The organism is Enterovibrio coralii, from assembly GCF_001559595.1.
Taxonomy (GTDB): Bacteria; Pseudomonadota; Gammaproteobacteria; order Enterobacterales; family Vibrionaceae; genus Enterovibrio; species Enterovibrio coralii.
Genome location: NZ_LNTY01000034.1, coordinates 304,485 through 329,217, shown reverse-complemented (window position 1 = coordinate 329,217; position 24,733 = coordinate 304,485). Strand labels below are relative to the sequence as shown.

At 48.7% G+C, this 24,733-nt stretch carries 20 protein-coding genes and 2 pseudogenes; 6 read left to right on the top strand and 16 right to left on the bottom strand.

Features of this window, described 5'->3' with window-relative positions:
• Window positions 1–244 precede the first annotated feature (244 nt).
• Window positions 245–1,974, top strand: a pseudogene (gene argS, locus ATN88_RS12840) (arginine--tRNA ligase).
• Window positions 1,975–2,107: 133 nt separating this feature from the next.
• Window positions 2,108–3,130, top strand: coding sequence for a GGDEF domain-containing protein (locus ATN88_RS12835; protein WP_067416418.1), 1,023 nt, complete (start codon window positions 2,108–2,110; stop codon window positions 3,128–3,130).
• 42 nt (window positions 3,131–3,172) lie between these two features.
• On the opposite strand, the gene ATN88_RS12830 is transcribed toward ATN88_RS12835, so the two are convergent.
• Complete coding sequence (locus ATN88_RS12830) at window positions 3,173–3,775, bottom strand: DUF924 family protein (protein ID WP_067416414.1); 603 nt, start codon at window positions 3,773–3,775, stop codon at window positions 3,173–3,175.
• Between the two features lie 290 nt (window positions 3,776–4,065).
• On the opposite strand from ATN88_RS12830, the gene ATN88_RS12825 reads away from it, so the two are divergent.
• Entirely contained in the window at window positions 4,066–4,494 is a 429-nt protein-coding gene (locus tag ATN88_RS12825) for an HIT domain-containing protein (protein WP_067416411.1), read from the top strand.
• Window positions 4,495–4,541: 47 nt separating this feature from the next.
• Here ATN88_RS12825 and ATN88_RS28610 read toward each other — a convergent pair whose 3' ends face one another.
• The 7 genes and pseudogenes from ATN88_RS28610 to znuA all read right to left on the bottom strand — a co-directional run bounded on the left by ATN88_RS28610 (window position 4,542) and on the right by znuA (window position 11,670).
• Window positions 4,542–4,721: a hypothetical protein gene (locus ATN88_RS28610; RefSeq protein WP_408607705.1), complete on the bottom strand. Its 180-nt coding sequence runs from the start codon at window positions 4,719–4,721 to the stop codon at window positions 4,542–4,544.
• 40 nt (window positions 4,722–4,761) lie between these two features.
• Window positions 4,762–7,046: pseudogene (feoB, locus tag ATN88_RS12815) on the bottom strand (Fe(2+) transporter permease subunit FeoB).
• Entirely contained in the window at window positions 7,036–7,269 is a 234-nt protein-coding gene (locus ATN88_RS12810; RefSeq protein WP_067417528.1) for a FeoA family protein, read from the bottom strand. Before ATN88_RS12810 ends, feoB begins: the two are co-directional and overlap by 11 nt.
• 509 nt (window positions 7,270–7,778) lie before the next feature.
• Window positions 7,779–8,096, bottom strand: a complete 318-nt coding sequence (locus ATN88_RS12805) for a helix-turn-helix domain-containing protein (RefSeq protein WP_232313168.1) — start codon at window positions 8,094–8,096, stop codon at window positions 7,779–7,781.
• 86 nt (window positions 8,097–8,182) lie between these two features.
• Window positions 8,183–8,509 (bottom strand): hypothetical protein, encoded by a 327-nt coding sequence (locus ATN88_RS12800; protein WP_067416403.1) that lies wholly within the window; start codon window positions 8,507–8,509, stop codon window positions 8,183–8,185.
• On the bottom strand, window positions 8,506–10,428 hold the full coding sequence (locus ATN88_RS12795) for a ligand-binding sensor domain-containing protein (protein ID WP_157490721.1): 1,923 nt from the start codon (window positions 10,426–10,428) through the stop codon (window positions 8,506–8,508). The genes ATN88_RS12800 and ATN88_RS12795 overlap by 4 nt, the downstream gene beginning before the upstream one ends.
• Before the next feature lie 345 nt (window positions 10,429–10,773).
• Window positions 10,774–11,670: a zinc ABC transporter substrate-binding protein ZnuA gene (gene znuA, locus ATN88_RS12790; RefSeq protein WP_067417525.1), complete on the bottom strand. Its 897-nt coding sequence runs from the start codon at window positions 11,668–11,670 to the stop codon at window positions 10,774–10,776.
• Between the two features lie 88 nt (window positions 11,671–11,758).
• Between znuA and znuC the strand changes: the two genes are divergently transcribed.
• Window positions 11,759–12,529: a zinc ABC transporter ATP-binding protein ZnuC gene (gene znuC, locus ATN88_RS12785; RefSeq protein WP_067416396.1), complete on the top strand. Its 771-nt coding sequence runs from the start codon at window positions 11,759–11,761 to the stop codon at window positions 12,527–12,529.
• Window positions 12,522–13,307 (top strand): zinc ABC transporter permease subunit ZnuB, encoded by a 786-nt coding sequence (znuB, locus tag ATN88_RS12780; protein ID WP_067416393.1) that lies wholly within the window; start codon window positions 12,522–12,524, stop codon window positions 13,305–13,307. The genes znuC and znuB overlap by 8 nt, the downstream gene beginning before the upstream one ends.
• 146 nt (window positions 13,308–13,453) lie before the next feature.
• On the opposite strand, the gene sucD is transcribed toward znuB, so the two are convergent.
• The 8 genes from sucD to sdhC all read right to left on the bottom strand — a co-directional run bounded on the left by sucD (window position 13,454) and on the right by sdhC (window position 22,991).
• Window positions 13,454–14,326 (bottom strand): succinate--CoA ligase subunit alpha, encoded by an 873-nt coding sequence (gene sucD, locus ATN88_RS12775; RefSeq protein ID WP_067416390.1) that lies wholly within the window; start codon window positions 14,324–14,326, stop codon window positions 13,454–13,456.
• Complete coding sequence (gene sucC / locus ATN88_RS12770) at window positions 14,326–15,492, bottom strand: ADP-forming succinate--CoA ligase subunit beta (RefSeq protein WP_067416386.1); 1,167 nt, start codon at window positions 15,490–15,492, stop codon at window positions 14,326–14,328. The genes sucD and sucC overlap by 1 nt, the downstream gene beginning before the upstream one ends.
• Before the next feature lie 99 nt (window positions 15,493–15,591).
• The gene (gene odhB / locus ATN88_RS12765; RefSeq protein ID WP_067416383.1) at window positions 15,592–16,800 is read right to left on the bottom strand and encodes a 2-oxoglutarate dehydrogenase complex dihydrolipoyllysine-residue succinyltransferase; all 1,209 of its coding nucleotides are present in this window, start codon (window positions 16,798–16,800) and stop codon (window positions 15,592–15,594) included.
• 27 nt (window positions 16,801–16,827) lie between these two features.
• On the bottom strand, window positions 16,828–19,638 hold the full coding sequence (gene sucA / locus ATN88_RS12760) for a 2-oxoglutarate dehydrogenase E1 component (RefSeq protein ID WP_067416380.1): 2,811 nt from the start codon (window positions 19,636–19,638) through the stop codon (window positions 16,828–16,830).
• A gap of 126 nt (window positions 19,639–19,764) precedes the next feature.
• A complete protein-coding gene (locus tag ATN88_RS12755; protein ID WP_067416377.1) occupies window positions 19,765–20,475 on the bottom strand; it encodes a succinate dehydrogenase iron-sulfur subunit in 711 nt (236 codons plus the stop codon).
• A 15-nt stretch (window positions 20,476–20,490) separates the two neighbouring features.
• Entirely contained in the window at window positions 20,491–22,257 is a 1,767-nt protein-coding gene (gene sdhA, locus ATN88_RS12750) for a succinate dehydrogenase flavoprotein subunit (RefSeq protein WP_067416373.1), read from the bottom strand.
• The gene (gene sdhD / locus ATN88_RS12745) at window positions 22,258–22,605 is read right to left on the bottom strand and encodes a succinate dehydrogenase, hydrophobic membrane anchor protein (RefSeq protein ID WP_067416370.1); all 348 of its coding nucleotides are present in this window, start codon (window positions 22,603–22,605) and stop codon (window positions 22,258–22,260) included.
• Window positions 22,599–22,991, bottom strand: a complete 393-nt coding sequence (gene sdhC / locus ATN88_RS12740) for a succinate dehydrogenase cytochrome b556 subunit (RefSeq protein ID WP_067416367.1) — start codon at window positions 22,989–22,991, stop codon at window positions 22,599–22,601. The genes sdhD and sdhC overlap by 7 nt, the downstream gene beginning before the upstream one ends.
• A 405-nt stretch (window positions 22,992–23,396) precedes the next feature.
• Between sdhC and ATN88_RS12735 the strand changes: the two genes are divergently transcribed.
• Window positions 23,397–24,683 carry a citrate synthase gene (locus ATN88_RS12735; protein WP_067416364.1) on the top strand — a complete coding sequence of 429 codons (1,287 nt, stop codon included), beginning with the start codon at window positions 23,397–23,399 and terminating at the stop codon, window positions 24,681–24,683.
• Window positions 24,684–24,733 lie beyond the last annotated feature (50 nt).

The window sequence follows — 24,733 nt, the reverse complement described above, 5'->3', positions numbered from 1 at the left end:
CATCGCACTTAAATAATATGATTTCGTTGGATTCAGCTTTTAAACAGTTGCCTTTTGTGGGTATTATTGCGGATGTCTCTGAGTGCTGAAGTCTCACAACTAAAGCCGTCAACCATGCCCTGTTTGTACTAGTTTGCATTGGGTATTGTTGACGGATTTTTCGCTTTAGTGTCTTCAGATTCTCAGACGAGTTCAGTTGAACCGACAACGCATTTTTGTCGGGAAACAAAATTAAGGTAAACAAGTGAATATTCAAGCCCTTCTTAACGACAAAGTCGCTGCGGCAATGGTTGCAGCAGGTGCACCGGAAGGCAGCCCAGCAGCTGTTCGTCAATCCGCAAAAGCGCAATTCGGTGATTATCAGGCTAACGGCATTATGGGCGTGGCCAAGAAACTGGGTTGCAACCACGCGAATTCGCTCAGAAAGTGCTGGATGTTCTGGATCTGGACGGTATCGCATCGAAAACTGAGATCGCGGGTCCAGGCTTTATCAATATCTTCCTGAGCCGTGAGTGGCTGGCAGCACAAGCTGACGCAGCACTGTCTGACAGCCGTCTGGGTGTTGCTCAAGCTGACAAGCAAAACATCGTAGTTGACTACTCTGCGCCAAACGTAGCGAAAGAAATGCACGTAGGCCACCTGCGTTCAACCATCATCGGTGATGCGGTTGTCCGTACGCTGGAGTTTTTGGGTCACAACGTTATTCGTGCGAACCACCTGGGTGACTGGGGTACACAGTTCGGCATGCTGATCGCGAACCTTGAGCGTCATGAAGCTGAAGGCGGCGACATTTCAATGGACCTGAGCGACATTGAAGGCTTCTACCGTGAATCTAAAAAGCTGTACGACGAAGACGAAGAGTTTGCGAAAACTGCACGTAACTACGTTGTGCGTCTGCAAAGCGGTGACGAGTACTGCAAAGAGAAATGGCAGCAACTGGTTAAAATCACCCTAGAGCAAAACCAACGTAACTATGATCGCCTGAACGTATCGTTGACTGACGAAAACGTAATGGGTGAAAGCATGTACAACGACATGCTGGCTGGCATCGTTGCTGACCTGAAAGAAAAAGGTCTGGCGGTTGAAGATGACGGCGCAATGGTTGTGTTCCTGGAAGAGTACAAGAACAAAGACGGCGAGCCTATGGGTGTGATCATCCAGAAGCGTGACGGCGGCTTCCTGTACACCACTACAGATATCGCGTGTGCCAAATACCGTTACGAAACCTTCAATGCTGACCGTGTGCTGTACTTCATCGACTCACGTCAACATCAGCACCTGATGCAAGCGTGGACCATCGTTCGCAAAGCGGGCTACGTACCAGAGTCAATGAGCCTTGAGCACCACGCATTCGGTATGATGCTGGGTAAAGACGGTCGTCCGTTCAAGACCCGTGCGGGTGGTACTGTTCGTCTGGCTGACCTACTGGATGAAGCAGAAGTACGTGCAGCGAAACTGATCGAAGAGAAAAACCCAGACCTGTCTGCAGAAGAGAAAGCGAACATCGCTGAAACGGTTGCAATGGCAGCGGTGAAATACTCAGATCTGTCTAAGCACCGTACCACTGACTACATCTTCGACTGGGACAACATGCTGGCATTCGAAGGCAACACTGCACCATACATGCAGTACGCTTACACCCGTGTGGCGTCTATCTTCAACAAAGCAGGCATCAATGCTGACGCGATCGAAGGCAACATCATTATTGCTGACGAGAAAGAGCAAGCACTGGTTTCTAAACTGCTGCAATTTGAAGAAGCGGTTCAGTCTGTTGCGCGTGAAGGTCAGCCTCACATCATGTGTGGTTACCTGTTCGAGCTGGCGGGTTCATTCTCTAGCTTCTACGAAGCATGCCCAGTTCTGAATGCAGAAGGTGAAACCAAGCAAAGCCGCCTGAAACTGGCTGCACTGACAGCGAAAACCATCAAGCAAGGTCTTGACCTGTTGGGTATTAAAACGCTGGAGCGTATGTAATTCCCAAAGCGTAATCGCTCTCACAAAACATCTAAGCCCCGCGTCTTTATCGCGGGGCTTTTTTATGTGACATTAAATTTTCATACACAATCAAGTATCATTCTTGATACATGTGAGATTTGGAATTTTAGGCATGAGTGAATACGCATTCTTCGAAGCAACACGGATTTTTAAGCGTGCGGTACCTCTGATGGTGAAGTACAAGGTGCCAACCACCCCGCATTATTTCTCTCTTTGGTATACCTATTGCGCGGGCACCCATCCCGAGCTCAACCGAGCCATTGATGATACGGTTGCCAAGTTTGGTCTCTGTTCCCGCGAAAAATGTGATGGGCTGATTGAGTCTTTCCTGATTGGCGACAGCAAAAAGGAACTCGATAACTTCCGCCAAAAAGTGGAAAACATGGTGGCAGATCTTGGCAACTCCATGGATGCTACCGTGTCAGACACCGAAGAGTTCCAAGACATCCTGTCCTCGTCGGTCACCAAGCTTGAGGACGTGCAAAACAAAGCGTCGTCCGGTGCTGACAACCAACTAGTGATTCACGAACTGCTTCAGGGTTCACAACATCTTCTTAGTGCCACCTCTCAATACAGGCTTCAAGTGACCACACAAAAAGCCGAAATTGATGCCCTGAAAAAGAAACTCGAAGAATACAAAACGCAAGCCACCAATGATGCACTCACGGGCTGCTTGAATCGCCGCGCTTTTGATAAGCAAATGGCAGACTACGACGCGGAAAACGTCGAAGTCAGCCTCATTATCGTCGACATTGACCACTTCAAAGCGTTTAACGATGAATACGGTCACCAAATGGGCGACAACGTGCTGAAACTGGTGGCGAACAAACTCGAACAGTCCATGAACGACTTCGCGTCTGTTTATCGATTTGGGGGTGAAGAGTTTGCCGCTCTGGTGCCACGCGTCTCTTTCAACAACGCTTGGAAAATCGCTGAAAAAGCACGCACCACACTGGAAAGGCTGTCGGTTACAGACAAACGCACGGGGAAAAAGATTAACTCGATTACCGCATCATTTGGTGTGGCAAGCCGCTTTGGTGGTGAAGAGATGGGTGAGTTGTTAGCCCGTGCAGACGAAGCCTTGTACGACGCCAAAGGCAAGGGCCGAAACTGCGTGATGCCTAAATCACGATAAGGTGTTTTTTCACACGCTCAATGCGTTAGCGCGCATTGAGCGTTATTGTTTGAACCTCGCCCCACCATCCGCCAGCCACTGCAATTCATCTTCCGTAGAAAGTCTCCCGAGTGCTGCATTACGGTGAGGGAAACGGCCAAAACGCTTGACCACATCATAGTGTGAGCGCGCATGGCGGTAGAAGTTTTCGAACAGACCCGCCTCCTCGTTTTCAGCCACTTCATCACAAAGCTGACTAAACCTGAACAGTGACTCTTCCTGATCTTCTAAGTATTCGGAATGCTGCAGCGGCATGTAGAAAAACGCGCGTTGAACAGGTGCGAGCTGCATGTCTTGGGCACTTGCCATGCCACGTTTGCAAAGTGCCAGAGCAAAGTCGTCATAGCGAAACGCGGCACTCAGCCCACGGTAAATGTTCCGACTGAACTGATCGAGCAAGATAATGTGTGCCAGTGCCCCTTCTGGCGATGACAACCATTGAGAGAGCTTCCCTTCGCCCGCCATACTGACATGAGGCAAGAACCTGTCACGTATCGTGTTATCTGCGTTATCTGCGCTTTCAAACCACAATGCCTTTACTTCTTCATTTGGGCTTGGCACTTCGGCATCACCAAACCAGAAATCAAGCACTTCGATATAGTCCATTCATGTTCCTCACGGTGTATTTTGCTCCTAAAGAGCCATTGACCGGCGACATCATCCCAAACGTTTGGTGCAACTCCTTTGCAATCATGCGGTATACATTTTTAGACTAATCCGGTTTTTGCAGACTTGTTCACAAATACCGTCCCTTTATGCCTTTTTGTGACTTTTCCATGACTATTGCGCAACTTTACGCAACGGATTGAGCAATCTGTTTTAGCTGAGTGATTTGGTTTACATTGATGGGATTAGCCGTTAATTTTGTCTAAAAATCACTAAAATCGAGAACAATCATGGCGTTTACACTTCATCCTCGTTTGGAAGCCGACACGACTTGGCTGGGCGATCTCCCATTGTGTCGCGTGTTGCTGAGTAAGGAAGACATTGGCCCTTGGCTGATCCTGGTCCCGAAAATTGAAGGCATCACTGAGATCCATCATCTGTCTGACGACGACCAAGTTCGATTTATCAAAGAGTCATCTTCACTTGCTACTGTGCTAGAGCAAAAGAGCCACCCTGATAAAATCAACATCGGCGCACTGGGCAACATGGTGTCTCAACTGCACATTCATCACATTGCTCGCTTTCAAGACGATGTTGCATGGCCAGGTCCAATTTGGGGAAATACCAAAGGGATCATCCGAGAAGATGCGCAACAAGATGACACGGCTTCCCAATGGAAAGCACACCTCTCCAGCATTGACGGATTTGTCGAAGCATAAAAAAAGCGCGGTTAAACCCGCGCTTTTTTATTTGGTTCAGATAAGGGTTATTGGATAACCACCAATCCCAACTCATCGCTTTGCACCCAATGGTAGTGAGCCATCTCTTCACCACCCTTTTTGCTTAGGGTGATTTTCAGCATGCCTTTTTTGGCCCAAACAGCCAACATGGCATCGATGCCGTCTTCAGAAAGAGAAAAGCTTTCGCCATTTCTCTTCGTGAACAATTCGGATGCGTAACGATGTACTGTTTCAGCTCCGTCAGGATCATACTGCCACCGGGCTCAGTTTGTTGTTGCCGCTATTCGCGTAGAGTTTCAAGCCAAGTATGCTTGCAGCCATCAAACCTATACTTCCGGCAATCCACAACCCACTCGCCAAAGGCGTCACAGCCAGCATCATCGCTTGGTAACAGATAATCGCGACAACAACTGCCAACAGCATTGTCCAACTTGCGATAAAGCCAGCAAACGGACGACCAAATTCACGAACATACGCGCCCATTGCCGCAACACATGGGGTGTACAGCAGAACAAATACCAAGTATGCAAACGCACCCGCGACAGTAAAGTGGCTATTTAGGTTTGCGAAGATACTCATATCAACGCCTTGGTCCTCGGCAACCGCTTCTTTGTTTGGCAGATCGCCAACATCAATACCTAGCGGGTCAGCATAGTTAAGGCCCAATAGGTTATCTGGAATGGTCTGCAAGGCTTCAGCAAGGCTACCCAACAGGTCAAACTCAGGCGCATCTTCACTTGCCGGCGTTGCGTACAGGCTGTTTAGCGTGCCTACAACGGCCTCTTTAGCAAAGATACCGGTAATGATACCGACCGTCGCAGGCCAGTTGTCTTCTTCGATACCGATTGGAGAGAAGATAGGCGTGACAACTTGTGCCGCCTTCGACAATACCGAGTTCTCTGAATCTTGGTTGCCGAATGAACCATCGGTACCCAAGGAGTTAAAGAAGCTTAAGATGGTCACAACCACCACGATGGTTTTACCTGCACCCAGTACAAAGCGCTTCAGTTTGTGCCACGTTTTCAGCATCACGTCTTTAATACGTGGCCACTCGTAGCGTGGGATTTCCATCAGCATGGCATCGCTATCACCCGGGAAGAGTGTCTTACGCAGCACAACGCCAGTGAAAATCGCTACAGCAATACCCATCAGGTAAAGCAAGAAGACAATGTTCTGACCATTTTCAGGGAAAAACGCCGCGGCAAACAGCGCGTATACTGGCAGACGGGCACCACAAGACATGAACGGAGCCATGGCTGCCGCCAAACGACGCTCCCTTTCTTGATCCAGCGTACGCGTGGCCATGATAGCAGGCACGTTACAGCCAAAACCCAATACCAAAGGAACAAAGGCTTTGCCCGGCAAGCCGATTTTCTGCATCGCTTTATCCAGCACAAACGCCGCACGCGCCATGTAACCGGAGCTTTCAAGCAATGACATGAAAAGATAGAGACATGCAATGACCGGAATGAATGTCGCGACAGTTTGAATACCGCCGCCAATACCGTCAGCCAAAATGGTCACTAGCCATACTGGCAGATGCCCATCCATTAAGTAGTGGCCGCCATCAACAAGCACGGTACCAACACTGATATCGAAGAAGTCGATAAACGCGCTACCAATATTGATGGAGAACATGAACATCAAGTACATGACGCCAAAGAAAATTGGCAGACCCAAATAGCGGTTCAATACGACATTGTCGATCACATCGGTGATGCGGGTTTTCAGCGGAACAATTTGCTTTTTCACGCTGTGACAAATGTCTGCCACACGGGTGTAGCGCACATCTGCAATGGTCAAATCCAAATCCACATGCGCTTCCAATTCTGCAATCGTGTTAGACACATAGGACTTGGTTACATCATTTAATTGGTTAAGCAGGATTTGGTCACCGGCTAACAAACGAATCGCGTTTGCACGCTGAAAGTCTACACCTTGCACATCAAGGTGCGCCGAGATATCAGTAATTGCCGCTTCGACATCTTTGCCGTAATTCAAGCTCGCAGGCTTAGTGGCTTCAACGTTACTTGCGATGTCTGCCAGTGCGGCCTTAAAGCTCGCGACTGACTCTGGTGATGTTGCCGTTACCGTCAGCACTTCACAGCCCAATGCCTCTGACAGTGCTTTTATATCAATACTGAAGCCTTGCTGTTCAACAATATCCATTTTGTTGAGCACCACCACCATTGGGCGGCCCAACTCACGAAGTTGCAGTGTCAGATATAACTGCGTTCAAGCGCACTGGCATCAATAACATTTACGATCAGATCGCTTGGCAAGGTAAAAAGGGCTTTTACCGCGATAGATTCATCAAGACTGTTCTCGCCATCAGCATGGTCGAAGGTATAGATGCCCGGAAGGTCGGTAAGAGAAAAAGTGAGGTCGCCGACTTCCGCTTGGCCTGTTTTCTTATCAACTGTCACGCCAGCCCAGTTGCCGATTTCCTGGCGTCCACCAGTGAGTCGGTTAAATAGTGTGGTTTTACCCGAGTTAGGATTACCTACCGTGAGCAGATCTTTACTCAGCATGAGCAGCTACCTCTATATTGGCTGCAAGGTTCATTCGCAGTGCAATATCACACCCACGAACACGTACTTGGATCGGATCGCCCATAGGCGCAACGCGAATAACACTGATTTCGGTGTCCGGCAAAACACCCATCGCCATCAGCTTCTTGCGGGAAATAGCTGGTACATGCGCCATAGAAACGATTTTTCCAAACGCTCCTGGCTTTAACTCGGACAGTTTCATAATCACAACCCAAATGAGAATCAGACACATTTACGCACAAAGTATTGCAAAATGTGTCATAAAGAAAGTTGTTTTTGATCAATAAAAGATTCGCTTAAATTTCAATCAGTACACTTTGTTTAAAATTTGCACTCGTCAATTTCGTTAATTTTTTCGTTAATTACGTAAAAATTCGGCCAAATTGATTCAAATGACCCTCATTGAACTACGTGCTTTTCATTCGAGGAGAAGTGTTTGAAATTCGTCAAAAACGTTAATTATTACTGTCAAACCTTTGACGAAGCAGTATTTTTTTCGACGCGTAACAAAATTTAGGCGGTTTTTTCATGGAATTGAAATAATGGCGGGAAATTACTATCGAACGGAATGGATAAAACGATTAAATGAATTCAACTTAATCGGAACCAAATTCCAGATGGTGTGTGGTCCTCCCACACACCTCCGGCAGCAAGCGAAGGTGTCTTTGACGCCCGTGGTATAGTCCGATGGCTATACCACGCTCTTTTTTTTCAAACCTCCTCTTTCTCCGTCATTTCACGATATTGTGTTGGTGTATAACCAAACCTCGCTTTGAACGACTTCGAAAAATAAGACGGTTCGTTGAATCCACACGCGATAGACACATCTGACACCTTTTCACCTTTGGCAAGTAACGTCTTGGCGTTCTCTAGCCTTGCAGAGATCAATGCTTCTTTAAATGTGTAACCAAACACCGCTTTAAATCGACGTTGAAGGCTTCTCTCTGAAATGAACAGTGCCGTTGCCAGCATCAATGTTGAATAGTCAGGATCGGAGAAATTATTGTCTATCTCAGTCTGGGCACTCACCTGCCAAGCCTCGTCACTCGACGCACTGTCATCTTTGTCCTCAGCACTGTTAGCGGTTAACGCTTCCTGAGGCGACTGTTTTGGCTTTATGGCTCAACAGAAGACGCTTCGCGCTCTTCTGGCACTAATCGCCCTTCTGCTGCGACAAATTCTTCTCGTGCTTCCTTCTCTAAGTCTAGAGGGACTGAGACAAGGTCTTGGCTTTGGTGAATATCAACGACTGGCGTACCAAAGGTATACGCCAACGACGCCCTCTTCATGGTTCTTTTCTGAATGTAGAAAACACTTAACCAGGCAATGGCTAATGCTCCCAGCAAAAATATTCCTAATTGCTCATACCAAGAGCGTGTCACGACAAAGGAAAATACTTGTCGCTCAGTTTGGATACCACCTTGCAATGCTTCTTTAATCACGAGCTATAGTCGCCAGAATCAAGCGCAGAGAAAACCAGATGGTTGTCTTTGGTGGTGTGCCATGTATCCGAGCCGCTACCGAGCAATTGGTACGTCACGCCCTCTCGCACATTAAACGGCATTTGGCTGATATCAATGGTGGCGGTAGATTTCGCTGGCATAGACACCACAACAGATTCACCGACAGGCCCCAAACGATAGGGCTGCTTATCAACATACACTGTGCTGACAAACGAAGGCCTAAGCGGAAGATTGAAAAGCTTGTTCAACGTCTCAGTCGAAAGATAGAACGCGCCCAAGTCGCCCGCAAAGTAGGTTGCCTGCGCGCTCATATCACAGAAGTAGCGCACAGATTGCGAAGTAAGGTGCGTGGTTAACACGCTCTGCTTGAGCGTTTGACCTCGGTGGTTTCGAAATACCCCTTTGGTCGTGATGTAGGTAATGGCATTGTTCTGCGTAGAAGCGCATAAAATCCGGCCATTTTCACTATGGTCGAGCACCTGTACGGGTTTCGCTTTGTCATCTATCGCATAGCGATACACGCCTTGGCTTGCGACCATCCAGATCAAATCATTGCTGCCAACACTCAATGCCTTCACCGCCCCCATCTCTTCGTGGGAAAGCACGTTATTAAAACTGCCATCAAAGTAGCGAATCAGGCCATGTGTCGTCCCTAGCCAGATTCCGTCTTCATCCAAGTCCAATAACGAGAGCAAGCGAGCCTCTTGGCTATCGCTCCACCAGGTATCGAAGTCTATCAACGTCTGCGTCTTGGGCCAGTATCTGAGAATGCGGTTTTCAGAGGAAATCCATAGGGAGTGGCTATCTGCTAGCAACTTGTCGATAGGAATGTTTCGTAATGCTTCAGGCAACGCATCCGATTGCTTTTCTAAGGAGTCAGGATGGTAGGCATACAAGCCTGACGCTGACGCGACCCAAATTGTATTTTCTAATGCCGCTAAACTTTGAATGGAAAAATTAAAGGTTTTTGCCTTTATAGGCTCAAGCGTGTTACTTAACTTCACCAGCTTGTTCCGCGCGCTGATGTAGAAATTGCCGTAACCATTGATAAAAGATGACACGCCTGCATCTGCCATCTCGCCATTCAAATGACCAACAGGTAATCGATGCAAACCAGAGAGGATGGACGAACGGTAGTTTAACCCGTTTTCCGACGCTATCCACATATCGCCTTCTAATCCTTTGGCAAAGGCCGTGACCTTTTTGCCGAGAAAACTGAAGGTATCAATCGATGTTTTATTCATCTGGGCAAAGTGAAGTTCTTCCCCTTCACTCTTTGCAAGGTAAATCCCGGCATCCGTCCCTACCCAAATCCCCTCGCCCGTTTTTTCAATTGCAAATACACGCTCATCACGGAAAAAGGATTGAGTGATGGTGTCCCCTCGAATGACATGGATTCCACCATTGTTTCCGACGAGCAGTTTGTTGTCCCAGACTTCCACGTCTGAGATAGGCTGGGTACCAGAATAGCGATAAAGCGTTTTCCCCGAATTCAGCTCGATTAGTTGGCTTCCTGTGTCCCCAATAAAACCGCTATCGACGCGGTAGATACGCGCCAAAACGGCATCATGAACATGCTCCACCCGCTCATTTCGAAGATCCAAACGATAAACGCCTGTTGTCGAAGCGACGAGCAAATCATTACTCCAGACTTCGATATCATTGATATCTAAGCCTGATGCAAAGTAAGAGACAGTGACTTCGCCAGAAGCCATATCGTAGAGATGAAGTTTTTTATCAATCAGCAGTAACAGCGTGTTATCAACCACGCCGAGATCAGACACGGGCGGCACATCAGGTACAAAATCAGAGAGTGACTGAATATAGGTGCCATCGTAAAAGCTCACTTGGCCGGCATCATCCAGCAGCCAAATACCATTCTCTTCGATGTAGGCCATCGTCTTTACAGGATGGCTAATCGCCGCATCATTGAAGGGAAACTGCAGAAAAAAAGGCGAGGCAAACAACTTCGAACTTGGAAGTAAGACGATGAGGAAAAACAGTACTGCAAGGCAGCATGTCAGAATTGGCGATCGAGAGCGTGAACGCATACATCAATGGGTCTAGGGATTTAACGTAATTTTCTCAATTTTCATTACGTTAAACGCGATTGCTTTTCAGCAATGTGAACCATTTCACGGCAATTTTGCGGTCTTGTCGAAGATAGAAGCACCTCCTTTATGATTGGAGGCACTTCTATTTTTCATTTTGATAGGACGTCCTCGACAGTTAAGACTCGCGTGCTATTTAAAGCACTCTTGGTAACGCCCGCCCAATTGCAGTAAGAAATCTTTGTAACCTTGGGTTGCCAAATCAACATCTTGGCCCATTGGATCAAGTTCTACCGTTTTGGTATTGGTGTATTTCACTACGCTCTCAACAATAGCAGGATTGAATTGCGGTTCGGTGAACACACACTTTGCTTTGTTATCTTCCAGCGCGTTTCTAATCTTAATCAAGGTGCGAGCACCAGGCTTACGATCTGGATTGATCGTAAAGTGGCCCGTTGGCGTTAAGTCGAAGGTGTCTTCAAAATACGCGTAAGCATCATGGAACAAAAAGTAACCAGGTGCATTTTTTCCATCCAGAGAGGCATTCAACTGCGCTTCAATGGTATTTATTTGCTCGACAAACTGCATGTAATTTTTGCTGTAAGTCGCTGCATTTTCTGGTGCAGTCTTGCTAAGTGCTACTTCAATGGCTTTTGCAATGACTTTCGCCTGCTCAGGTCCTAGCCAGATGTGAGGGTCAATGCCTTCATGGCTATGATCATGTCCTTCGTGGTCATGATGCTCTTCACCGCTGTAGCTGCGCAAAGGCATTCCCTCAACCGCCGTCAGCGCGAGAGTGTTATCTCGGTCGCTGAGCAGTTTTTTCAGGAAAATCTCCATTTCAGGCCCAACCCAAACAACAAGATCTGCTTGAGAAATCTTTTTTACATCAGAAGGTTTTAATGCGTAATCATGTGGTGACGCAGACGCTGGCAATAGTACATCCACATGCCCTTTATCACCCGCAATGTCCTTTGCAATCAATGCAATAGGTTTAATCGTTGCGACAACGTTTGGTGTTGTCGCATTGGCCAAAAGTGGCACTGAAAACAGCAAAGCTGCACAAAAAGCTCGAAATCCTAAGTTCATGGTCATTCCCAAATCCAATGGTTGGCATTCTATTACTCGAGGAAATGTTATATTATAACATTTCATTTTTAAACATTATGCGCAGTTTATGTCTCAGCCCCTTGTCACAATGAACAATGTTTCTGTCATTTTTGATGGCAGAAGTGTATTGGATCGCGTGTCCATGACGCTGTCACGAGACAAAATCACAACGTTGATCGGCCCCAATGGTGCGGGTAAATCAACTTTGGTCAAGACAGTGATCGGCTTGAATAAGCCAACGGAAGGACAGATTGAACGCCTAAAGGGATTAAAAATTGGCTATGTTCCCCAAAAACTTAGCCTCAATGACAGCCTTCCACTTACTGTGGATCGTTTCTTAAAACTCACGCCTAAGTCCAACGACAACGCCATTCAAGAAGCATTGGCATTGGTGGGAGCTTCTCAGTTGCTCCACGCGAACATGCATACCTTGTCTGGCGGCGAAACGCAGCGCGTACTCATCGCGAATGCCGTGCTGAAGTCACCGGATCTGTTGGTGCTAGATGAACCTGTTCAAGGCGTAGACGTATCTGGACAATTGGCACTTTATAGCCTGATCGCCAAGCTTAAAGACGTGCTTAATTGTGGAATTTTGATGGTCTCGCATGACTTGCACCTCGTCATGGCCAAAACCGATGAAGTGATTTGCTTGCATCACCATGTGTGTTGTTCTGGCGAGCCTGAGGCGATTTCTACCCATCCTGAGTACATTGCCTTATTTGGTTGTAAAGAAAGCGAGCAGCTCGCTCTTTATCATCACCATCACAACCATGACCATGATCTGTCAGGCAGTGCTATTGGCCCTTGCCAGCATGGGGAGCACCACCACAATGCTTGAGTTTCTTGCTATCCCTATCCTTGCCGGCGTTTTGATTGCTGCATCAGTTGGGCCTCTGGGTTCGTTTGTTGTTTGGCGTCGCATGGCGTATTTCGGTGATACGCTGGCACATGCCTCGCTGTTTGGTCTCGCACTGGGCTTTATGCTTCAAGTGAACCTGACACTGGCATTGATAGCTAGCTGTTTAACCATCGCGACCTTGTTGGTTGCCCTGCAACGCAACTGCAAAGTATCGACAGATACTCTACTTGGCATAATTGCCCATACCTCACTGTCATTGGGTCTGGTTTCCATCAGTTTTGTCGATGACCTGCGTGTGGACCTGATGTCATATCTGTTTGGTGACTTATTGTCTGTTAACACCACAGACTTGGCGTTGATTGCCGGTGGTTGTGCCGCGGTGCTTATCGCACTCTACAAGCTGTGGACACCGCTGCTCGCGATTACTGTTAGCGAAGATATGGCGCGTGTTGATGGTTACAACGTCGATAGGTTAAAGCTTATCTTGATGTTGTTGATTGGTCTTGTCATTGCCATTGCGATGAAATTTGTCGGCGCACTGATCATTACCTCATTGATGATCATTCCAGCCGCCACAGCGAGACGCTTTGCTAAGAACCCTGAACAAATGGCGTTCTTTGCCAGTGCCATTGGTGTGATTGCGGTGTTTGGCGGTATTGCCATGTCGTGGTTTGAAGATACGCCTGCAGGCCCTTCTGTTGTCGTTGTCGCTGGCGCACTATTCCTGTTAAGCCTTTCGAAAAAGCAGGATGCATAAGCCAAACCCTTGAGCACCAAATTCTCGAGAACCAAACCCTCAAGAACGAAGACCTCAAGCAACCCGCAACATCAGGCATCGTTAACACCCAATCAAGGCATAAAAAAACCGCTCATTCGAGCGGTTTTTTCTTAGGTTAGTTTAGCTTACCAACCGGTGCTTGCACGCAGTGCTTTACCGATGTCTGCTAGGCTCTTAACCGTAGTAACACCTGCCGCTTCCAGTGCCGCGAATTTATCTTCAGCAGTCCCTTTACCACCAGAGATGATTGCACCCGCGTGGCCCATACGCTTGCCAGGAGGCGCAGTAACACCTGCGATGTATGAAACAACTGGCTTGGTAACATTCTCTTTGATGTATGCTGCTGCTTCTTCTTCTGCTGTACCACCTATTTCACCGATCATCACAATCGCTTCGGTCGCAGGATCTTTTTCAAACATTTCGAGGATGTCGATAAAGTTTGAACCTGGGATTGGGTCACCGCCGATACCTACACATGTAGACTGGCCAAAACCTTCGTCAGTGGTTTGCTTAACCGCTTCGTACGTCAGCGTACCTGAACGAGAAACGATACCCACTTTACCTGGTTTGTGGATGTGACCCGGCATGATACCAATCTTACATTCACCCGGAGTGATAACACCTGGGCAGTTTGGACCAATCATGCGAACACCTGCTTCATCCAGCTTCACTTTCACTTCCAGCATATCCAGTGTTGGAATGCCTTCAGTGATGGTGACGATAAGCTCGATACCTGCGTCGATTGCTTCCAGAATCGCGTCTTTACAGAAAGGTGCTGGTACGTAGATAACCGTCGCTGTCGCGCCTGTTTCTTCTACTGCTTCTGCAACTGTGTTGAACACAGGCAGACCAAGGTGCGTTGTGCCACCTTTACCCGGTGATACACCACCTACCATTTGTGTTCCGTACTCGATCGCTTGTTCGGAGTGGAAAGTACCCTGACCGCCCGTGAAGCCCTGACAGATTACTTTGGTATCTTTGTTAATTAGAACAGACATTATTTGCCCTCCGCTGCAGCAACAACTTTCTCTGCTGCTTCAGTCAGTGAGGTCGCAGCAATAATGTTCAGGCCTGACTCGGCCAGTTTCTTCGCACCCAGTTCTGCGTTGTTACCTTCAAGGCGAACAACAACCGGTACTTTAACGCCAACTTCTTCAACCGCACCGATGATTCCGTCTGCGATCAAGTCACAGCGTACGATACCGCCGAAGATGTTTACGAGAACAGCTTTTACGTTGTCGTCAGAGAGGATAATTTTGAATGCTTCGGTCACACGCTCTTTGGTCGCGCCACCGCCCACATCCAAGAAGTTTGCAGGGCTACCGCCATGCAGGTTAACGATGTCCATGGTGCCCATAGCAAGGCCCGCACCGTTAACCATACAACCAATGCTGCCGTCCAGAGCAACGTAGTTCAGTTCCCACTGAGCTGCGTGCGCTTCACGTGCGTCGTCTTGGCTAGGATCGTGCATTTCACGGATCTGAGGCTGGCGGTAAACTGCGTTGCTATCAACGGTCAGTTTTGCGTCCAGACAGTGCAGATCACCTGCGCTTGTAATAACCAGTGGGTTTACTTCCACCAGCGCAACATCGCGCTCAATGAACAGCTTTGCAATGCCCATGAAAATCTTGGTGAATTGCTTGATTTGGTCGCCTTGCAGACCCAGTTTGAATGCAAGTTGACGACCTTGGTAAGGCTGAGGGCCTACCAGTGGATCGATCGCGGCTTTGTGGATCAGCTCAGGGGTTTCCTCAGCCACTTTCTCGATTTCCACACCGCCTTCAGTCGATGCCATGAAAACAACGCGACGCGTACCGCGGTCTACAACCGCACCAAGGTACAGCTCTTTTGCGATGTCTGTACAATCTTCAACCAGAATCTTGCTAACCGGCTGACCGTTAGCATCTGTTTGATAAGTAACCAGGTTTTTACCCAGCCAGTTTTGAGCGAATTCTTTAATTTCATCCTTGGTAGTGACCAGCTTAACGCCACCCGCCTTACCACGGCCGCCAGCGTGTACCTGACATTTTACCACCCACTTGTCGCCACCAAGTTTGTCCGCAGCTTCTGCCGCTTCTTGAGGAGTGTCGCAGGCATACCCTTCAGATACTGGCAGCCCGTATTCAGCAAAAAGCTGTTTTGACTGATATTCGTGCAGATTCATGATGTTCTATCCGTGTCCATTTACGTTTTTAGTGTGTGTTTTATGCTTTCCACACAGGGGGCTCCTGCCCCCTGCTTTCCGGTTTACCCGGGCTGCTAATTAAACGTCAAGCAGCAGACGTGTTGGGTCTTCTAAAAGCTCTTTTACTGTGACCAAGAAACCTACAGACTCGCGTCCGTCGATCAAACGGTGATCGTAAGAAAGAGCAAGGTACATCATAGGCAGAATTTCAACTTTGCCATCAACCGCCATTGGGCGCTCTTGGATTTTATGCATACCCAAGATAGCTGCTTGAGGCGGGTTGATGATTGGCGTAGACATCAGGGAACCGAACACACCACCGTTAGTGATGGTGAAGTTACCACCTGTCAGCTCGTCAACGGTCAGCTTGCCGTCGCGGCCTTTAATTGCCAGTTCTTTGATGCCTTTCTCGATGTCAGCCAAACCCAGACGGTCACAGTCACGCAGTACTGGTGTTACCAGACCACGTGGCGTTGATACCGCCATGCTGACATCGAAGAAATTGTGGTAAACGATGTCATCGCCATCGATAGACGCGTTCACCTCTGGGTAGCGTTTCAGTGCTTCAACGACCGCTTTCACGTAGAAAGACATGAAGCCCAAACGAATGCCGTGACGCTCTTCGAACACGTCTTTGTACTGCTTACGAATGTCCATGATTGGTTTCATGTTCACTTCGTTGAAGGTGGTCAGCATCGCAGTACTGTTTTTCGCTTCCAACAGACGCTCAGCAACACGCTTGCGCAGACGTGTCATTGGTACACGTTTCTCGCTGCGGTGACCCAGAGCAGGTGCTTCCACTTTCGCTTCTGCTGCGGGTGCTTTCGCCGCACCATTTTTCAGGAATGCGTCTACGTCTTCACGTGTAATGCGACCGCCAACACCTGTGCCTTTGATTTGTTCTGCTTTCAGGTCATTCTCTGCAAGCAGGCGACGAACCGCTGGGCTCAGCGCGTCGTTTTGCTCTTCGGTCAAAGACGCTGTGTGGCGCTTGTCTGGAGACGCTTCTGAAGCGACTGGCACGTCTTGCGTAGGCTCACCCGCTACCGCGCCCGCTTTCAGTCGTGCAATCAGTTGTTTAGACAGAACCGTAGCACCCTCTTCCTCTACGATTGCTTCCAATACGCCGTCTTCCGGTGCTGGCACTTCCAACACCACTTTGTCCGTTTCAATATCAACCAGCACTTCATCACGGCTCACCGCGTCGCCTGGCTGCTTGTGCCATGTTGCAACCGTCGCATCAGCAACAGATTCAGGTAGGTCGGGAACCAGAATTTCGATTGTCATTTCATTAATTCCTTAGCTTTCTAGTTCTTAATTCAGGGTAAGAGCGTCTTCTATCAACGCTTTTTGTTGTTTTAGATGCACCGACATGTAACCAACCGCTGGCGATGCTGACGCAGCGCGTCCTGCATAGCTCAACGTGGCGTCTGCCGGAATGGCCAAGCGGAAGTTGTGCTGGCTACTGTACCAAGCACCTTGGTTTTGAGGCTCTTCTTGACACCAGACAAAGTCTTTGGCGTTGACGTATTCGCTGATTGCAGCCTGTACATCCTCTTTCGGGAATGGGTACAGTTGCTCAATACGAATAATCGCGACATCTTTAATTTCTTCTTTGCGGCGCGCTTCAAGCAGGTCGAAGTAGACTTTGCCTGAACACATCACCACACGTTTCACGGCTTTTGGATCCAGCTCGTCAATTTCACCGATTGCTGGTTGGAAGTTGCCATTCGCCAGATCGTCCAACGTAGACGTACACAGCGGATGACGCAGCAATGACTTCGGTGACATCACCACCAATGGGCGACGCATCGGGCGGAATACCTGACGGCGGATCATATGGTAAACCTGAGCGGGCGTAGAAGGCACGATAACCTGCATGTTTTGCTCAGCACACAGTTGCAGATAACGCTCAAGACGTGCAGACGAGTGCTCTGGACCCTGACCTTCATAACCATGAGGAAGCAGCATAGTCAGACCACACATACGGCCCCACTTTTGCTCACCTGAACTGATGAACTGGTCGATAACTACCTGTGCACCGTTTGCGAAGTCACCAAACTGGGCTTCCCAAATGGTCAGGCCACCTGGCTCAGCGGTTGCGTAACCGTATTCAAATGCCAGTACCGCTTCTTCCGACAGCACGGAGTCAAAGACTTGGAAAGGCCCTTGCTTGTCGTGAACGTTTGCCAGAGGAATGTACGTACTTGCATCGTTTTGGTTGTGCAAGACAGAGTGGCGGTGGAAGAAAGTACCACGACCTGAATCCTGACCGGAGATACGGATGCGTTTGTTGTCATCAACAATCGTCGCGTAGGCCAGTGTTTCCGCCATACCCCAGTCAATCGCCTTCTCGCCTGCAACCATCGCAGTGCGATCGTTGTATAGCTTATTAACACGGCTGTGGAGTTTATGGCTTTCTGGGTACGCACAAATACGCTTACCGAGTTCAATCAAGCGATCTTTGTCGAAGGTATTTGGCCATTCTACTGTCCAGTCGTGGCCGAGGTACGGTGACCAGTCAACAGAATGCAGTGCCATCGGACGGAACTCTTTCACCACGCATTCACCGTGGTCGAGCGCGTCACGATACTCGTTGATGAGGTATGTGGCTTTTTCGATGTCTGCAACACCGCGATCAGAAAGCACGTCAGCATAGAGCTTACGTGGCGTAGGATGCTTCTTGATCTTCTGGTACATCAGTGGCTGAGTCGCGTTTGGCTCATCCGCTTCGTTGTGACCGTGGCGACGGTAACACACCAGATCGATAACCACGTCGCGTTTGAATTCGTTGCGATAATCAATCGCCAAACGAGCCACAAAGGCAACGGCTTCTGGGTCGTCCGCGTTTACGTGGAAAATCGGAGCCTGAACCATCTTAGCGATGTCAGTACAGTATTGCGTAGAGCGCGTGTCGTTCGGGTTAGAGGTTGTGAAACCCACTTGGTTGTTCACAACAATGCGCACCGTACCACCCACTTTAAAGCCACGTGCCTGAGACATGTTGAACGTCTCTTGCACCACGCCTTGACCTGCGATTGCAGAGTCACCATGGATAGTAATCGGCAGCACTTTCGAGCCGTCTTTGTCGCCTAAGCGATCCTGACGTGCACGCACAGAGCCCATGACCACAGGGTTAACGATTTCGAGGTGAGATGGGTTAAACGCCAGTACCAAGTGAACATCACCGCCAGGCGTTGCGAAATCGCTCGAGAAACCTTGGTGATATTTCACATCACCTGTACCCCATGATTCGCCGTGTTTGCCCGCAAACTCATCGAAAAGCTCAGATGGCTTTTTACCCAGAACGTTTACCAGCATGTTCAGGCGGCCACGGTGTGCCATACCAATAACAACTTCACGTGTCCCATATGCGCCAGAGTGACGAATCACTTCTTTCACCATAGGGATCAACGCATCGCCACCTTCCAGTGAGAAACGTTTTGCGCCCGGGAATTTCGCGCCCAAATAGCGCTCAAGACCTTCCGCCGCAGTCAGCTCTTCAAGCAGAGTAACTTTTTCTTCACTGGAGAATTGAGGCAAGCCAACGACAGACTCCAAACGCTGCTGAATCCAACGTTTTTCTTCTGTATTGGTAATGTGCATGTACTCTGCGCCAATTGAACCACAATAGGTTTTCTTCAACGCGTCATACAAGTCGGCAAGTTTCATGCTCTCTTGCCCAATGGCAAAAGAACCTACGTTAAACGTCTCTTCGAAGTCATCTTCGTTGAGCGTATGGAATGCAGGATCTAGGTCAGGCACGCGTTCACGCTGCCATAAACCCAGAGGGTCTAGATTTGCTTGTTGGTGTCCACGGAAACGGTAAGCATTGATTAACTGCAATACTTTAACTTGTTTCGCATCGACGTCTGGATCACTGACTGAGGCACTGTAATGCGCTGTCTCGGTAGCGAGTCTACGGAAGTAATCACGAACTCTTGAGTGGGGTTGCTCGGGTGCGTTGCCATTCACAACAGGAAGGCTTTCAAACACCACCTGCCATTCGCTATCTACAGACTCTGGGTCACTGAGGTACAGTTCGTAGAGGTCTTCTACGTAAGTTGCATTGGCGCCAGCCAAATGAGAAGACTCTAACCAAGCCTTCATCACGCCATTTTGCATTGTTATCCCTTAACCACTTTAGTTATATACGATGTTGCGACCATCGACGTTCTGCCGATGTTCCTTTTAAGCTCCCCCTGGCGGGGAGCTTAATTCTTAATGCGTGTAGGTGTACAGAGGCCGACGTTATACTGCGCGTTTAAGCAGCATTGAGCGAATATGGCCTATTGCTTTCGTAGGATTTAACCCTTTAGGACAAACATTTACACAGTTCATGATGCTATGGCAACGAAAAACACTAAAAGCGTCGTCGAGATCCGATAAACGCTCATCCGTTGCGGTATCACGGCTGTCAATCAACCAGCGGTATGCCGCTAGCAGGCCTGCAGGACCTACGAACTTATCTGGATTCCACCAGAATGATGGGCAAGACGTTGTACAACATGCACACATGATACATTCGTACAGACCATCAAGGTGCGCGCGGTCATCTGGCGATTGCAGGTTCTCGCGCGACGGTGGCGTTCCGTCATTAATCAAATATGGTTTGACGCGCTCATAGTTTTGATAGAACTGCGTCATGTCCACGACCAAGTCACGCACAACAGGCAAACCTGGCAAAGGACGAATAACAATGCTCGACTTGTCAGTCAGCGCCGACAGTGGCGTGATACACGCCAAGCCGTTTTTACCGTTCATGTTGATGCCATCAGAACCACACACACCTTCACGACAAGAGCGACGGAAAGCCAGTGTTGGGTCTTGTTCTTTCAACAAGATCAGCGCATCAAGCACCATCATGTCTGAACCGTCCGGCACTTCAAGCGTGTAGCCTTTCATGTGCGGCGCGTCATCAACGTCCGGGTTGTAACGATATACAGAAAAATTCAGCTTCATGTTTCTCTACCTCCCTTAGTAAGTACGCGCTTTCGGTGGGAAAGCTTCACGATGAACAGGCGTCATGTTGACATCACGCTTAGACATCGACTCTGTTTCTGGGTTGTAGATGGTGTGGCACAGCCAGTTCTCATCGTCACGCTCTTGGAAGTCAAAGCGAGCATGTGCGCCACGGCTTTCTGTACGGTAGTTTGCCGCTACCGCCGTTGAGAAAGCAGTTTCCATCAGGTTGTCCAACTCCAAGCACTCGACGCGCTGGGTGTTGAATTCTGAGGAGGTGTCATCCAAACGTGCTTCTTTCAGACGTTCACGGATAACTTTCAGTTCTTCCAGGCCTTTCGCCATTGCATCACCTTCACGGAATACCGAGAAGTTGTTCTGCATGCACGATTGCAGGTCTTTACGAATTTGTACTGGGTCTTCGCCTTTCTGCGTTGAGTTCCAGCGGTTAACGCGCGCCAGAGAAGCTTCAATGTCAGATTCCGAGGCATCACGTGCTTCAACCTGTGCCGCCAGTGTTTCACCCAAGTGCAGACCTGTTGCGCGGCCAAATACCACAAGGTCAAGCAGTGAGTTACCACCCAGACGGTTTGCACCGTGAACAGAAACGCTTGCGATTTCACCACATGCAAACAGGCCTTGAACTTCAACGTCGTTACCGTTTGCATCTTGTTTGATTGCCTGGCCAGAAACCTGCGTTGGTACGCCACCCATCATGTAGTGACAGGTAGGGATAACTGGGATTGGCTCTTTAATTGGGTCAACGTGCGCGAAGGTACGTGACAGCTCTAGAATACCTGGCAGACGCGCTTCAAGAACGTCTTTACCCAAGTGGTCCAGTTTCAGCTTGATGTGTGGACCCCAAGGACCATCACAGCCGCGGCCTTCACGAATTTCTACCATCATTGAACGTGCAACAACGTCACGACCAGCAAGGTCTTTCGCGTTTGGTGCATAGCGTTCCATGAAGCGCTCGCCGTCTTTATTCAGAAGGTAACCACCTTCACCACGACAGCCTTCTGTCACCAATACACCTGCACCTGCAATACCGGTTGGGTGGAATTGCCACATTTCCATGTCTTGCATTGGTACGCCAGCACGCAGTGCCATACCGACACCGTCACCGGTGTTGATGTGTGCGTTAGTCGTTGATTGATAGATACGGCCAGCACCACCTGTCGCCAGTACAGTCGCTTTGGCTTTGAAGTAGCAAATCTCACCACTTTCCATGTCCATCGCCGTTGCACCAACAACCGCACCGTCTTGGTTTTTCACCAGATCCAGTGCATACCACTCAGAGAAGATGGTGGTTTTGTTTTTGATGTTCTGTTGGTAAAGCGTATGAAGCAGTGCGTGACCGGTACGGTCAGCTGCCGCTGCAGTACGTGCAGCCTGCTCGCCACCAAACGCTTTAGATTGACCACCGAAAGGACGCTGATAGATGGAACCATTTTCAAAGCGTGAAAACGGCAGACCCATTTTTTCGAGTTCGATGATCGACTGCGGTCCTGTTTTACACATGTACTCAATGGCGTTTTGGTCACCAATGTAGTCCGACCCCTTAACGGTGTCATACATGTGCCATTCCCAGTTATCTTCGTGCGAGTTGCCGAGTGCTACTGTAATGCCGCCTTGGGCAGATACAGTGTGCGAGCGGGTCGGGAAAACTTTGGAAAGCAATGCACAAGACAAACCCTGCTCTGAAATTTGCAGCGCGGCGCGCATACCTGCACCACCCGCACCGATAACAATGGCGTCAAATTCTCTTACTGGAATACTCACTTACACACCCCACAATACAAAAAAGCCAGTCAACAGATAGACAAACAGCAGTGCTACAATACCGAACTGCATTAGCGCGCGAAGCATCGTCGGTTTGATGTAGTCTGTCAGCACTTGCCACATACCAATCCAAGCGTGGATCAGTAAGCACACGAGCGCGAGCATGGTGAACACTTTGGTGCTAGTTTGTCCCCAGAAAGCAATCCAGGCTTGATAAGTCAATTCCGGCCCAAAGGCGAAGAAACCCACCAAGTAAAGTGTGTAAAGTGTCATGATGATGGCAGTAGCGCGGATCAAGATGAAATCATGAACACCGTTTCTGCCGAAAGATGATACGTGACCTACCATACTAAAACCCCCGCTAAAACAGACAATACTGCAGTCACACCAAACGCAACTTGTGCGCTTTGTGCACCCGTTTCCAGTTCTTCAAAGTACTTCATATCCATCAGCAGGTGACGAATGCCGCCTACAATGTGATATGCGAGTGCCGTCAAAATGCCCCAAAGGACGAACTTGACGAAGAAACTGTTGACGATTTCAGAGGCGGCTTCAAATCCACTGGGAGACGATAACGACAGGCTTAATAGCCAAAGGAGAATAGCGACCGAAATAAAGGTGATAACACCTGAAACACGGTGCGCAATTGACGCTATCGCTGTGATAGGAAAACGAATGGTCTGAAGGTCGAGGTTTACCGGTCTTGGCTTTTTTACTTTCACGATATGGCCCACTCAGCTCCATTGAGCAATTATTGTTATATAACACTCTCTGGAATCACATCACGCAACAGCGCCAGACCTACAACATCTAAATTACGTATTACAGCCTCTACTGCTATTTTCTGCAGCTCACGTGCTGTTTTACGCAGAGAAAAATTCGATTTGAGCCCCGAAACGCCCCGGCTTTAAGTAATATCCAGAGACCTGCGCAGAGTATATGCCTCGTAACATTTAAACACAAACCAATAAAATTGACGGAAATCCCGAAACAGAGCATTAACTTAATCTGCACAGTTTTTTTATACTTGCGCACACCCGACAAAGTTCACTTCTCCAAATTGACAACTTCTTCGCCGATCGGTAAAACAACGGAGTCCGTATCCGGGATAGGATTATAAAATAACAAAGGAGAATGTTATGGCAGAGAAGAAAGCTACCCTACAAATTGACGGGGAAGCACCTATCGAACTGCCGATCAAAGGGGGCACAGTCGGTCCAGAAGTGATCGATGTACGTGCATTGGGTGCGAATGGTTACTTTACGTTTGACCCAGGCTTCGTTGCTACAGCGTCGTGTGAGTCGCAAATCACGTATATTGATGGCGACGCAGGCGTATTGCTGCACCGCGGTTTCCCAATTGATCAATTAGCCAATAACGCTGACTATTTAGAAGTTTGTTATATCCTTCTTTACGGGGAAGTCCCAACTCGCAAACAGTATGAAGAGTTCCGTCGTATCGTGACTCGTCACACCATGGTTCATGAGCAGATTGCTAGCTTCTTCCATGGCTTCCGTCGTGACGCGCACCCTATGGCCGTTATGGTAGGTGTTGTCGGTGCCCTTGCGGCGTTCTACCACGATTCCCTCGATATCAACAACGATGTGCACCGTGAGATTACTGCTTATCGCCTTCTTTCGAAAATGCCTACGCTGGCAGCGATGTGTTTCAAGTATTCAATCGGTCAACCGTTCATTTATCCTCGCAACGATCTGGATTACGCAGAGAACTTCCTGCACATGATGTTCGCAACACCATGTGAAGAGTACGAAGTGAACCCAGTTGTCGCGCGTGCAATGGATAAAATCTTCACGCTACACGCAGACCACGAGCAGAATGCTTCTACGTCTACAGTGCGTTTGGCGGGTTCTTCAGGTGCTAACCCATTCGCGTGTATCGCAGCGGGTATCGCATCACTGTGGGGTCCTGCTCACGGCGGTGCAAACGAAGCGTGTCTGAAGATGCTGGAAGAGATCGGTTCAGTTGAGAACATTCCAGAGTTTATCGAACGTGCGAAAGACAAAGATGACCCATTCCGTCTGATGGGCTTCGGTCACCGCGTTTACAAGAACTACGACCCACGTGCAACGGTAATGAACCAAGCATGTCACGAAGTTCTTGATGAGCTGAACATTAACGATCCCCTGTTGGATGTTGCGATGGAGCTCGAAAGAATTGCACTTTCAGACCCATACTTCGTCGAGAAGAAACTCTACCCGAACGTAGACTTCTACTCAGGCATCATCCTGAAAGCGATCGGCATTCCAGTTTCTATGTTCACCGTGATTTTTGCGATGTCTCGCACAATCGGTTGGATTGCACACTGGAACGAAATGCATGGCGACCCGCAAAACCGTATCGGTCGTCCGCGTCAGCTTTACACTGGTTACGATCAGCGCGAGTTCAAACCTATGGACGAGCGTTAATCAAACGCCACAAAAAAACGCCGCTATTGCGGCGTTTTTTTATTTCTGTT